We start from the raw sequence: 15,825 nt of genomic DNA, 5'->3' as shown, positions 1-15,825 counted from the left end.
CAGATGATAAAACATTACATCATATTATTTTTTATCGTTCAGCTTGCCGCAGTACACAGTGTTTGCGCGCAGGATGGTCCTGTTTTATCTTTGGATGTTCCGGCGCATAATAATCTCAAATTCAATCGTTTTTTACAAAACCCGACGTTCTCATACGTAAGAGAAGACCATACAAATATTGCCTTATACCACAGAAATCAATGGATATCATTTAACGATTCACCAAAAACCTATTTGGTTAGCTATTCTGGGAAATTTTCAGATCATACAGGTCTAGGTATTGGCCTGTACCAACAAAACCTTGGAGTTATTACCAGTTTTGGTGCTTTAGCCAATTACGCCTATAATATTCGCCTGAATGAAGACATGAATTTAACTTTAGGATTTAACCTGGCGTATTACAACAGCGGCGTAAACAGAAACAAAACCATTGTTGCCGATTCTGATCCGAGATTATACGATTTAGAAAACAATGCTCTATTAACCATAGAGCCGGGAATCAACCTAAGCTACAAGCAATTTGACTTTGGTGTATTTGCAGATAATCTGGTCGATTTCGATTTTAAATCTTCAAAATTAGCTAAAGATTATATTCCTAAAACCTTTGCTGCACATGCTATGTATACCCATCCGATTTTGTCTAACCAAACTGTTTTAGAGGCAAGTGTTTTACAGGTTCAGCTTAAAGCAAGAACCAACGAAATTACAGATTTTGGTTATGGAGCATCTGCTATTTTTGATGCCCCACACTTGGGGTGGGTACAAACCGCTTACGATGATTACTACGGTATAAGTGCTGGTTTAGGTGTGCATATTACCTCTCGCCTTTCTATAGGATATACTTACGAAAAAACCTTAAAAAACAATCTTAACCAGTTTGGTGCCACTCATGAATTTAATATGGCTTTTGCTATTAATCACGAGCGCAAATCCAGAGTTTTTGAAACTTATGAGAATGATGCCGAAAAAATTGTTGCTGATTTAGAAAAAGAACAACAGCAGGAAGTAACACAAAGACTTAATGAATTGGAAACCGAGCTGGATGATTACACCTTACCTCTGTTGGAAAAACTCACTCAGGACGAAACTATATCTTCTTTAGAAAAAGAAGAACTGGAAGCGCGTATAGCCAACTTAAAAGCTTACTCTCAAAGAGCTAAAAACACCAAACTAAACGGTAAAAGCAATCAGCCTATTGTTTTAAGAAATGTAAATGCTACGTCGACTAAAGTTGAACCTAAAACACTGGAAGATCTTAAACAGGCCGAAAACGGATACTATCTGGTTTCTACCCCAATTTCAAAATTAAATAAAAAGGATTTAATCGAAATTAAGCGCTACAATTTGCTACCGGAAGCTATTAGTGCTTTAGAAGATAAAAAGAAAAAGAATAAAGATCAGGACATTTATATTGTACATGTAGACAACCTGAAACCAAATACGGTTCAGGTGGAAAAAACCGAGTTACAGATTGCTCAGGAGGAAGTAGATAAATCCGTGCGAAACAACCTTATTCTGGCAGGAACAGATCAGTTAAAACAATCGCCTAAAGCTGGGGTTACCATAGAGATGAAAGACGTTCCTGTAGGCTATTACATTGTAGCTAATGTATTCTCGGAATATTCTAATGCAACAAACTTTATGAAAGTACTAAATGATCGCGGGCTTAAGGCCGATTCATTTATAAATCCTTTAAACAATTATATGTATGTGTACTTAAAGAAATTTAACACCTGGCAGGAAGCCTTAATCAGTTATTACACCAATGTAAATAACACATATTACGACACGATTTGGATAATGCCAATTAACACAGAATTAAACGAATTAATAAAAAACAAAAATAAACAATAACGCAATGCGACAGTGCATTCCCCAAAGTGCGGTGTCGTAAACAGAGATTAATTAAACCCAGTAAATATCTATTACAAAACAGCATTCCCCAAAGTGCTAAAAATGTAAAACCTATGAAAAAACCTACTTATTTAAAATCAGTATTGATTTTCGCTATGCTGTTGTGCAGTGTGCTTAGCTATGCGCAAAACAATTATGGAAATCACGTGCCTTTTAAGCCGCGATTCGACCAAACCTTAAAGGGAGACATTCTGCTTATTGGAAACAACATCCTTAACAGAAATGAAAACGGAAATGGCAACAAACCGAACGACCCTTATTATGGTGACGGACAAAATGGAAAGCTGGATATGCAATATATCGATATAGATAATGACAACAGCACTTTTAGTTCGTCTTCAGCAGATTTAACTGTTCCTACAGATTGTTATAAAATTGTGTATGCAGGATTATACTGGGCAGGTATTTCTTACGAAGACAACCGTAGCGACTTAAATAAAGTTAAATTTAAAGTACCTAATGGAAGTTATGAAGATCTTACAGGCGAACTTATTTATGATGCGGTAAACACACCTATTCAAAACACGTCTAAATCTTATGCCTGTTATGCAGATGTTACAAGTCAGATTCAGGCTTTAGCCGACCCTGAAGGAACCTATATGGTAGGTAATGTAACCGCCACAACTGGAAACTCCAGCCGCGAAGATATAGGTACCAGTGCTGGCTGGTCCTTATTTATAGTTTACGAAGACCCTGTAATACCTGGTAAAGCCATCGTTTCGTTTGATGGATTTAGTGCTATAGGGGGACAATATGTTCTGGATGTACCTATCCAAGGCTTTAAAACTATTCCTGTTGGTCCGGTACGTGCCAAATACGCGTTCTCTACACTTGAGGGAGACAAAGGACTGTCTGGAGATTACCTTAAAATTAATGGTACAAGAATGTTTGCTCCGGGGAGAGCCAATGATAACTTTTTTAATAGTAGCGTTACCACAATTTCAGGAACAGACGTTAGAAATCCTAACAGTACAAACACTTTAGGATACGATGCCGGTATTATAGAAATTGACAACCCTGGCAACTCCATAATTGCCAATGGTGATACTGATGCTACGATTACTTTGGGGACAGAAATAGATGTATTCCACTTCTATTTTAATGCATTTGCAGTAGAAATCATTCAACCAGACATCAACGTTACAAAAATCGTTGAAGATGCAGCCGGTAATAATATTAACGATGGAGACGTAACTTTGGGGCAGGAACTAGAATACGTACTTCAATTTCAAAACACAGGAAACGATGATGCTATAAATTATAGCATTAAAGACGTTTTACCCATAAACGTAAACTTTTTAGAAATGAATCTGGAAGGTGCTCCGGGTGTAACTTACACTTACGACGAAGCGACTCACACCTTAAACTTTCAAATTCCTGATAACTTAGTAGAAGAAAAAGATCCGGTTTACGAAATCCGTATTAAAGTACGCGTAATCGAAGAGTGTTACAAACTAAGAGATGCCTGTTCTAATATCATTCAAAACCTGGCCTACTCTACCTATTACAGTGAAACATCTGGAAATATTGTAGGAAATGAAAACCCGAGTGTTTCTGGCATAGGAAACTGTGGTCTTACAACACCAGGGTCGACTAACTTTTTAGTAGATATAGATGGTTGTACTTTCGAACGCGAAGAGGTTTTATGTAGTTCGTCTATGCAAATTACAGCAGGAGATGGTTACAAATCTTACCAATGGTACAAAGGGACTCCAGGAAACGGAACCCCGCTTGGTAACACACAAACGATTACCGTTACCGAACCTGGAATTTACACCTCTGTAAACACGACAGATCAGCCTTGTATTTCCATTACAGAGACTGTTAATGTTATCCTTTTCGGAGCAGACCTTCCAAACCCGATTTTACCTTATGCAGATAAAGTACTAACCTGCCCTGACGACAATAGCAAATTACCTGTAATCTATTTATGTGGTGAAGGCGACACAAAGCTTCTTGAATCCAATATTACAGATGCCGAAAGTATTGTTTGGGAAAAATTAAACGAAGGCAGCTGTAACGATGCCGGTGCCAATTGTGCCAACAAAAACACTTCGTGTACCTGGACAGAAGTTGGCTCAGAAGCTAATTACACCGCTAACCAAGCCGGAGAATTCAGATTGCGAATTATCTACCAGTCCGGTTGTTTCGTAACGTTCTATTTCAACGTATATAAAAACCTGTTTACACCAACAGAGACTCATAACGACATTATCTGTGATACACAGGGAAACATAACTGTACTTGGTGTACCAGATGGTTATGAATTTAGTATAAGCGGACCAGATGGTCCTTATCAGGATTCGAATAGTTTCGACATTGCTACAGCAGGGAACTATACCGTTTATATCAGACCTCAGGGCTTAACTACTGAAGCCTGTATTTTCACAATTCCGAATATCCCGATCAGAGCACGCGATTTCACGGTAGATGTTATCGATATTCAACCGCTTTGTGCCACGGATAAAGGAGCTATTCGTATTCAGATTAATGATGTTGATCCGCAGTACTATTATAAAATTGTAAAAGGAAATTCAGTTTTAAATGAAGTTGGACCTATTGATGATAACGATTACAGATTCGACAATTTAAATGCAGGAGATTACACCGTTAGTGTTACCACTGCCGATGGTTGTACGTATTCCGAAAATGTTACCATTACCAATCCGGAGCCATTAACTGTTTCAGCAGCTTTAACTGCTCCTGTAGGTTGTGCGAACGGAGAAGTTACGATAACTGCCTCTGGAGGTACACCCCCTTATTTTTATTATATAAATAATGAAACTGATTATCGAACTAACAATGTGTTTAATGTAGATTCAGCCGGAACTTATACAATTCAGGTCTTCGATTCTAACAACTGTGAAGCGACTACTCAAATTGAAGTATCTCAAGCAAACGCACCTAGCTATACTATTAGTAAAACAGATAATACCTGTGCCGATACTACTGCAGGAAGCATTACTGTTAATGTAGATAATTCTAATGGATACACTTTAGAATACAGTATCGATAATGGTACAACATTCCAAACCTCTAACGTGTTTAGTAATTTAACAACTGGAGACTATGATATTGTTATTAATTACACCCTGAGTGGAGCAACCTGTACACTTCAGGATACTGTAAGTATACTTGGGTCTTCTTCTATTACAGGAGAAGCTGTTTTAATTCAGGAGTACAACTGTAATCAGGATGCCAGTATTCAGGCTCAAAATGTTAGCGGAGGCACACCGCCTAACGAATATAGTTTAGACGGAGTCAGTTTCCAGAATTCAGAAACCTTTAGTGGTCTTACTGCTGGTACTTATGCTATAACTATTCGTGATGCCAACGGATGTACTTTTACAACCAACGAGATTAAAATAGAAGCTGTAAATGCTCCTCAGGGCGTTACGTTTACCAGTACAGAAGTGTCTTGTGATACTCCTAATGCAAGCGTAACCTTAAATGTAAATGGCAGCGGAACATATCAGTACGAAATTACTGCTCCTGTTAGCGTTGACAACGGAACAAACAATGTGTTTTCAGATTTAGCTCCTGGTACCTACACCTTCTTAATTACTAACGATAAAGGTTGTAGTTTAACAGATTCTTACACTATTGAAAGCATTTCGCCAGTAACTGTTGAAGGTACAGTAATTGGAGATGTTACCTGTGTGGGTACGGCTACTGGAGAAGTAACCTTTACTGTGGCCGGTTTTGAAACTTCCTACTCCTACTCTGTAAATGGAGGAACTACTATTACCGGTGAAACCCAAACAAGCTTAAACTTTAACTACGGAGCAGGAACTTATACTATTGAAGTTACAGATGAAACCACAAACTGTAAAGCTTCGGCCAGTGTAACCGTTTCGGAAGCAGATGCGCCTTTAGCTACTTCAACTCCAGAGATAACTCCAATGTCATGTAACACTGATGGAAGTGTTACCCTTAAAGCCACCGGCGGTACAGGAACCAAAACCTACACTTTAACATTACCAAATGGTACTACTGTAGGCCCTCAAAATAATCCGACTTTTAATGGCTTAAACCAATCTGGCAATCATACTTATACTGTTACAGATGTGACGGGTTGTTCTGTGAGTGACTCGTTCAACTTACAATCTACAACTGCGCCTGTAGCGACTTTAGATGTAAGTTCAGACTTATGTTTTAACAATACAACGAATTCAACTATTGTAGTATCTGTTACTGGCGGAACTGCGCCTTATACTTACAGTATAAACGGAAGTGCTTTTCAAACTGGTAATACCTTTAGCGGATTAACTCCGGGCGATTATACAATCGATGTTTTAGATGCTAACGGTTGTCCTGCGACAGCATTAACACAGACCATCGCACCACAACTGGTAATTGATGCTGTTTTAATTAAAAATCTGGATTGTACAACAAACCCGGATGCTGAAATTAGAGTGACTGTTACCGGAGGTGCTTCAGATTTCACTTATCAGGTTTCAAAAGATGGAGGAAATTATTCTGCTGCAACAGCGTTTTCTGGTACAGAATTCACGTATAATGCTGCTACAGCAGGCACATACACCTTCTTGATTAAGGATAGCAATAATTGTACTATAGAATCTACAGGTGTAATTGTAGATCCTAAACCAATATTAAATACACCTGATATAAATGTAACTCAGGGTATTTTATGTAATGGCGACAATAGTGGTGCAATTACTATAACGCCATCAGGAGGTTTACCGCCATACACTATTAGCATAGAAAATGATAGAGGTGTAGACTTTGGTGACCAGACTTCTGGATTATTTGCAGGAAATTATACGGCTTATATTACCGATGCCAATTCCTGTACTGTAAGTCAGGATTTCACCATCACGGAACCGGATGCAATAGCTTTTGATTTCGACAAAAAAGATATTACTTGTGAAGGTTATGATAATGGTACTGGAACTCAAATAGCATCTACCGGACAAATTACGATTAAAAATGTTTCAGGTGGCTCAGGAGACTATACTTATTATGTGACCAATAATTTTGGATTCAACCAGTCTTATGTACCTGCAGCGGGCGAAGATCACACATTTATCGTTATCGATTACGGTATCTACTCCATAAACGTTGTGGATAGTAACGGATGTGCTTTATTAAAAGAAAATATTACCATTGCTTCCCCTCCAGAAGATTTAGATATTGATGTTGATTTTGCAACAACTGATTGTAATGCAGGTGGAACTGCGGTTGTTTCTGTTGTTACTCCTGTTTCAAGCGGAAATTACCAATTTGCTATTTTAGAATACAATACTCCACCATATTCAGATAATTATTTACCCGCAGATGCAGGTACTCCGGAAACAAAAACCTTTACCGGTTTAACTCCCGGCGTATTATATACGTTTGTTGTATTCGACGGTACTTCTTGTTATACTATAAAATCTTCCTCAGAACCAATCAATACACTTTCTAATTTAACAGCTACTATAGATGCTGAAAATAACATAAGCTGTACCGGAAGTGGAGATGGTAATGTATCTTTCACTTTTGGAAATTATGCCGCTACTACCTCAGAAGTAACTTACGAAATATTCCATGCGCATTCTAATGTAGCAGCAGGATATACAGGGTCTGAATCTGGTTTAACCGGTGCAGATGTAACTGTTAACAACTTTGGAATGCTTGAGCCAGGCGAATATTACATCTTATTCAAAGAAGTTGGCGGATGTTCTGTGGCTTCGAAATCGTTCAATATTATTGAATCTTCTAAGCCACTGGAATTAAGCGCTACCATTACTAAAAATGACAACTGTAATTATGAGGCGGGAGTTATAACGGCTCAGGCACAATACGGAACGGCGCCTTACAAATACTTATTATTACCGGCTGGTAGTCCAACTCCGGATGCAACGGCTGCATGGGTAGACACTAAAGTATTTCATGTTGAAGGTGGAAATTATGATATCTATGCAATGGACGTATTTGGTTGTATAAAGCAAACTTCAGCAACCATTAGCTTACCTACCGATACTGCTCCTACACTAACATTAACTGTAGACAGCAATACGATTTGTGGTGAAGAAGGAAACTTCACATTAGTAGTAACAAGAGATAATGATGGTGTTGCACCTTTCACATATAGTGTTAATGGTTCTGCCTTTAAAACCTATACTGAAGACAGCAATAATGCTTTTGAATTAACAAACCTGAATTCAGGAGAGCACACTATTGTGCTTAAAGATGCTAACGGATGTACATCAGAACAGAAAGTTACTATCTATCCTCCTCTTAACGGAACAGCGACCCCGACAATCTCTGCTACACCAGACTGTAATACAACAGATGGTATTATAACTGTAAACGCCGTTGGTGGTTCAGGAAATTACTCCTATAGCATTTCACCTGCTGCAGGTAGCTTATCTGGTGGCACGTTCTCTGGTTTAGCTGCAGGCAACTATACAGTAACTATTACAGATGTTATTACCGGATGTGTTAAAACAATTGATGTTGAAATTCCGGCTGGGACTCCTGTTACTTTCGACATTACCAATGTTCAGGTTGATAATGTTACTTGTAATGGCAATGCAGATGGTAGCATTACTGTTAAATTACCAAACAATCAAATAGACTTACCGTATACATATACCCTAACGGGAACTACGCCAGTTGTAGCTGCTCAAAGCAACACTACCGGTATATTTGAAGGTTTAGCTGCTGGTGATTATACGATTACAGTAATCTCTGCCAGAAATTGTGAAGCTGAACTTAATGTTACTATTACAGAACCAGGTAGTTTATCAGCCACAGCTTCAGCTACCGAATTTGCCTGTGCTACAAATAATACAACTAATGCTTCTACGCTGACAGTTGATGCCAATGGAGGTACTACACCATACTACTACAGTATTAACGGTACTGATTATTTTGAAACAAACACGTTCCAAATCTTGGACAACGGTACTCAACAAACCATTCAAATCTATGTTAAGGATGCAAATGGTTGCGAGGTTACTACTTCTGTTACTTTAGAGCCTCTTCCGGATATGGACAATATTCAAATCGATCAGGTAGATGCTATTAGCTGTAACAATGGAGAACGCATTGTTTTAACTATTAATGATAACCCTCCTGCTTTAGGTTACACTTATCAGTTATTACCATCAGGCACACCGCAAAGTTCAAATGAATTCATTTTAACCGAACCGGGAACGTATACCTTTAAAATGACTAACAATGTTACAGGATGTTATGCCATTTCCGAGCCTTATACTGTTAATCCGTACGACACTATTGAAACTTCAATTGTTAGCACAACAGACGTATTATGTTATGGCGATTACAGCGGAAGTGTAACCATTAACATTACAGGTTATAACGGTACCTATACCTATGGTGTACGTGATATGGATGGCAATGAATTAGCGCCTGCTATCGGAGGCACTGTAAATCCGTTCCAGGATACTTTAACAATTAACAATTTACCGGCAGGTAATTTCTATGTCGAAATTACAGAAACAGAAAAACCTTTCTGTTCTACAAATACCCCGGTATTTAATATTTCAGGTCCTGATGCTGGAATCGCGGTGGAATTAGCGACTACAAGTCCTACCTGTACTAACGACTTAGGAACCATTACAGCACTTGGTTCTGGTGGTACTGGCGTATTATTATACGAGTTTAGTAATGTACTTACCAACACTGTAATTCAAGCTGCTTCTGCCGACAATAGTATTGAAGGTTTAGCTGCAGGAACTTATAGCGTAAAAGTAACAGACGAGAGCGGATGTGAATTTACATCAGCTAACATCACTTTAGACACTCCTGCTCCTATTAACGCTGATATATTTGCAGCCCCGACAGCTTTATCTTGTATCGGTGATGCTAATGCTGTAATTACAGTAGAAAATGTTACCGGAGGTCAGGGTAACGGATACCTTTACACTTTAGTAAATACTGCTACAGGTACAAGTTCTGGTCCGCAACCAAGCAACATCTTTTCTAATATTGCTGCCGGAACGTATTATGTAATAGTTAGTGATGGCTGGAATTGTGAATATATTACAGCTAATGTCACTATCACTGAACCTGCTGATGAAATTTTGGGTACGCTTACTTTAAATGCTTCAGCAACCTGTGCTACCGATGCTTCAATTACTTTATCAGTAAGTGGTGGAACAGCTCCTTACCAATACAGTACAGATGGAACTAACTTTAGTCCGTTAACCAATCCGTCTACTTTTAATGTTGCTGCCGGAGCATACCAGTATTATATTAAAGATGCGAATGACTGTGATATTGTTTTAACTAATAAAGTTGCTGTAGAACCGGTATATCCTGTTACAATAACACTGGATTTATCAGCGGCGACTGTAAGTTGTGTAGATGGAAGTAATGCTGTTATAATTGCCGAGGCTAAATATGGTACAGGAGATTACAGCTACGAACTTATAGATGTAACAACAAGTTCTGTAGTTGCCGGTCCACAAACCAGCGGAACATTTAAAAACTTAGCTGCCGGAACATACCAGATTATGGCTTACAGCGGTAGCGACTGTAGTGCAGCTTCGCAGGAAGTAACAATTTCTAACCCTGCTCCACTGGATATTACTTATACTAAAACGGACATAAGCTGTAACGGCGAAAACGACGGAAGCATAACCATTACTGCTACCGGAGGTACCGGAACAATTCAATATGCTATTTCTCCAAACCTGAAACAGTTTGTAGACGACAATACATTTACAGATCTTGCAGCAGGAACTTACCAGGTATATGTTCAGGATCAAAGTGGATGTTTCCAGATTATTGAAGTAACTATTACAGAACCGGAAACATTAACAGCTGAAATTACTGCTACTCAAAACGAACAATGTTTAGGAGAAGCTAACGGATCTATTACTGTAAAAATTACAGGAGGTACTGCTCCTTTCTCTGTACGTCTGGATGGTAATAGCAGTATTATTACCAACTTTACAGAAATAACCGGAGATGAGTATACATTTACAAACTTATCAGGGGATATCTTCTATCAGGTTTATGTAACAGACAGTAGCGATTGTACTATTGAAAACGCTCTTGAATTTTATATGGATCCTGCTGTTGAAATTAATCCGACAGTTACTATAGAACAAGTATGTTCTAATAACGGACCACAATCAAATATCACCATTAATGTTAACGACGCGGTGTTAGGAAGTGTACAATACTCAATAGACGGAACTACTTTTGTTGCCGATAATACCTTTACAAATGTTCCGGAAGGAAATAATACAGCGTATGTATTACACAACAACGGCTGTTTACAAACAGTAGATTTCTTTATAGATACTTTAGAACCAATCGCAGCAGATTACACCGTTACCTCTAATGTATTATGCTTTGGTGAAGCTAACGGAGAAATTGTAGTTAACGCTACAGGTGGAACAGGTAATTTACAATATGCCATTTCACCAGATTTCAACTTCCAGTCATCAAATACATTCAGTAACATAACTGCTGGTATTTATGAAATCATGATTAAAGATGAAATTGGTTGTGAATTGGTTTTAGATAACATTGTTATTAACGAGCCAACTTCAGCACTAACCGCTAACGCTACCCCAACGTCCGAAATCTGTTACCAGGCAAACGACGGAACAATTACTGTAGACATTTTAGGTGGAACTGCACCTTATCAGGTAAGTCTGGATAATACAAACTTTGTAGACGTTGTAGATACCCAACATGTATTTACAGATTTAGAAGGTGGTATAGAATACACAGTTTATGTTAAAGATGCCAATGGCTGTGAGATTACGCCGGTTAATGTAACTATTGATTCCGGTGTTATTATCGAACCACAAGTTACAGTAGACGATACATGTACCAATAATACCATTGGAAACACTGTTACTGTAAATGTGAATACTGCAATTGAAAACGAAGTACAGTTCTCTTTAGATAATACGTCATTCCAGACATCTAATGTATTTTCAAATTTAGCTGCCGGTACCTACACTGTTTATGTAAAGCATAATAACGGTTGTGTGGCTCAAACAGATTTCAGTATCGATGCACTTACACCAATTACTGCTACCGCAGATGTTACCTCTCAGGTATTATGTTTTGGAGCAGCTTCGGGTGAAGTAACCGTAACGGCTAACGGAGGTTCTGGAAATTATCAGTATGCCATTTCTCCGGATTATACGTATAACACTTCAAACAGCTTTACCAACCTAACTGCCGGAAGCTATACCATTAAAGTAATGGATACCGATTTAGGTTGTGAAACTGAAGTAACAAGTGTTATTATTTCTGAACCTGCCTCTGCCCTTTCAGCATCAGCTTCTGCTACTTCAGAAGTTTGTTATCAGGCTAACGATGGTACTATTACAGTTGATATTACTGGAGGTACTGCTCCTTACGAAATCAAATTAAACGATGGTAGTTTTGTTACTGTTACTGGAAACCAACATGTATTTACTGCACTTGAAGGTGCTACAGAATACACCATATACGTTAAAGATGCCAATGCCTGTGAGATTACACCGGTTAATGTAACGGTAACTTCAGGAGCTATTTTAACTCCAACAGTAACTATAGACAATACATGTAACAGTAATACTATTGGAAATACAGTAACTATTACTATGAACAATGAAGTTAAAGATGCCGTACAGTTTAGTATTGATGGTGTTACATACCAAACTTCAAATGTATTCACCGATTTAGCTGCTGGTACTTACACGCTTTCTGTTAAACATGATGGTGGGTGTATTACAGATACAACATTTACTATAGAAGATTTTACACCTATTGCAGCTACTGCAACAGTAACTTCAGATGTATTATGTTTTGGTGACGCAACCGGAGCAATAGAAGTAAATGCCAACGGAGGTTCAGGAAATTATCAGTATGCTATTTCACCGGACTTTAACTACGGACCTTCTAATACCTTCTCAGACCTCGCTGCCGGTAATTACACTATTAAAGTATTAGATACCAGTCTTGGTTGTGAAATTGAAGTAACAGGTACTGTAATCAGTCAACCGGCATCTCAACTTAATGCTACTGCTTCTGCTACAGGAGAAGTATGCTACGATGCTGCAGACGCTTCTATAACTGTAAATATTTTCGGTGGTACTGCTCCTTACGAAGTAAGTTTAAATGGAGGTGCTTTTGAAACTGTTACCGGAAGTGAACATACTTTTACTGCGCTTCAAGGGGGAATGGACTACGAAATAGTAGTTAAAGATGCCAACGGATGTGAGATTGTTCCAATTAGCTTATCTATTGGATCTGGAATTGACTTTGAACCAACAGTAGATATAGAAGCAAACTGTACAGCTAATGCTGCTGGTAACATTGTAACAGTTACCGTAGACGAAGCAGTTCAGGATGATGTAACCTATGCTTTAAACAACGGAAGTTATTCAACAAATAACATCTTTACCAATTTAGCAGTAGGAACACATACTGTCGCAGTAAAGCATACTAATGGATGTATTAAAACGGTTGAGGTTGTAATCGATCCAACAACTGCGATAACTGCAAATGTAGAGCATACAGAACCTTTATGTGCCGGAGACGAAAGCGGAACAATTACTATTACTAACGTAATTGGTGGTCAGGGAACAACATATACCTATGCCATTTCACCAGACTTTGCTCAGACCACAGAAAACACATTCAGTAACCTTGCTGCCGGAACCTATACTGTTAGAGTTTACGATGAATTAGGTTGTTATTTCGAAACTACAGAAACTGTTTCTCAGCCGACCCCATTACAGGTTAATGTGAAACAGATTTTTGAAGAAGACTGTGGAAACGACGATAACGGAGCTATAGAAATCGAAATCATCAGAAACTCAGGAACTGCGCCATATTTCACCAGTTTAGAACCAGATAGTAACTTTGTTGAAGGTCAGTTAATTTTCGACCAGTTAGACGGAGGTAAAACATATACTATTTATGTAAAAGATGCTAACGGATGTATGACTTCTGTAGAAGCTACCCTTGCAGAACCTATTAATATTGTTCCGGAAATTGAAACGCTTTACAGTTGTGAGCAAAACATTACAAGTCTTATTTTAGATGCAGATGTTATGGCTGAATCTTCAATCTTTATCGACGGCGAAGCTTCTAAAACCGGTGGGCAATTTATGAACCTTGCTTCTGGTACTTATGAAGTGGAAGTTCAGCACATTTCAGGCTGTACAGCTACAGTTAATTTCACAATTAACAATGCGCTTCCTTTATCTTTAGATGTTGAAGAAAGCAATATTAACGAAATAACAGCTACTGTAACTGGAGGATCGGGTAATTACACTTACACTTTTAACGGTGTAGATTACGGAAGCAATAATGTGTACCGTATTGAAGAAAGTGGCATTGTTTACATTGTTGCTACAGACGAACTGGGATGTCAGCGTGAAGCTCAGATAGAAGTAACTAAAATCGACCTTGAAATTGTAGACTTCTTTACACCAGACGAAAACGGAGAAAACGATACCTGGGGCCCAATAAACTCTTTTGTTTACCCAAATATTGTAACTAAAATCTTCGATCGCTATGGTCGCGAAGTAAGTACTTTAAAAGTTGGAGAAAACTGGGACGGTAAGTACAATGGTAACAACCTGCCAACAGGAGATTACTGGTACATTATTAACCTTCACGATTCAGCTAACAATAAAGATTACGTTGGACATTTTACACTGTACAGATAATAATTAAAAAGCACTGGATAATCCCAAATTATCCAGTGCTATAAAAACACCCCAAATACCTACAAATACCATGAAAAAATTTAACCTATTTATCTTAATGTGTCTGGTAGGCATGTTTAGTAAAGCACAAGAATTATCTATACCTACGTATACCCAGTATTTAGCAGATAACCCTTTTATTATGGCCCCATCTTATGCCGGTATAGGAGAAAACATTAAAGTGAGGGTTAACGGTTTAACCCAATGGGTAGGCATTAAAGATGCACCTGATAACCAATCTTTTTCCGGAGATATGCGCGTTGGAAAACGCTCGGGCGTTGGAGTATTTATTTACAACGATAAAAACGGGTATACCAATCAGTTTGGTGCCAAGTTTTCGTATGCCCATCACCTTACTTTTAATGCAGATACAGATAGTTACCTGTCTTTAGGTTTATCGTATAACATTAATACCTTCCGTCTGGATTATCAGGAGTTCGACGGTTTTGATTCTTCCGTTACCGACGACCGCAAAACTCTGAACCACAACTTCGATGTATCGGCGCTTTACCGTTTAAAAGAGTTTTATATCAGTTTTAACATTAACAACCTTTTAAATAAAGATTTAAAGATTTACAGCACCAACGAACCTGGTCGATTACGACATTATCAGGTGTACACGGGTTATACCTTTAAAAAGAGAAAAGATTTTGAAATCGAACCATCTGCTTTTATTCAGTATTTCGAAAGTGACGGTCGTTCCACTACCGATTTAAATATCAAATTCAGAAAAGTAGACAGAGAAAATTATTACTGGGCCGGTGTTTCCTATCGATTCTTAAATGATCAACCTTTAAACCCTCTAAACCTGGGCCCTATGGCCGGAATAAAATTAAACAAGCTTTATTTTGCCTATTCTTACCAGGTTACTATAAACGATTTTTTTGGCTATAACAGCGGTACACACATGATTACCTTAGGTCTGGATATTTTCCAGGGTCCTGGAGAATGTTCCTGTACACTATAAATTTAGCCTAAATACAATATTGAAAACTCATGGTGTTTTTCATAAAGCCCCAAAATTCAGAAATGGATTTGGGGCTTTTTCTTTTTTAAGTTAAACCGTAATAACATACCACTTCCCGAATAGTTTTTTTTGAAAGCTGTTTTCCTCTATTTTTTTAACTATATTTATATCAAGCTATTAAATCATATTTTTTCACTAAAACCAACATTCTAAACCAACACAAACACATTACACTTTTACTAGTAT

Annotated in this window: 3 protein-coding genes; all 3 read left to right on the top strand. The window is 38.1% G+C overall.

The window, feature by feature from the left end; translation table 11 throughout:
- Positions 1 to 3 precede the first annotated feature (3 nt).
- Complete coding sequence (locus I3217_RS01005; protein ID WP_435047857.1) at positions 4 to 1,854, top strand: PorP/SprF family type IX secretion system membrane protein; 1,851 nt, start codon at positions 4 to 6, stop codon at positions 1,852 to 1,854.
- Between the two features lie 113 nt (positions 1,855 to 1,967).
- A complete protein-coding gene (locus tag I3217_RS01000) occupies positions 1,968 to 14,573 on the top strand; it encodes a T9SS type B sorting domain-containing protein (RefSeq protein WP_435047856.1) in 12,606 nt (4,201 codons plus the stop codon).
- Between the two features lie 70 nt (positions 14,574 to 14,643).
- On the top strand, positions 14,644 to 15,579 hold the full coding sequence (locus I3217_RS00995; protein WP_435047855.1) for a PorP/SprF family type IX secretion system membrane protein: 936 nt from the start codon (positions 14,644 to 14,646) through the stop codon (positions 15,577 to 15,579).
- Positions 15,580 to 15,825 lie beyond the last annotated feature (246 nt).

Origin of the sequence: Formosa sp. S-31 (genome assembly GCF_051172795.1) — a bacterium.
Classification (GTDB): domain Bacteria; phylum Bacteroidota; class Bacteroidia; order Flavobacteriales; family Flavobacteriaceae; genus Formosa.
This window is presented reverse-complemented; position numbering and strand designations above follow the sequence as displayed.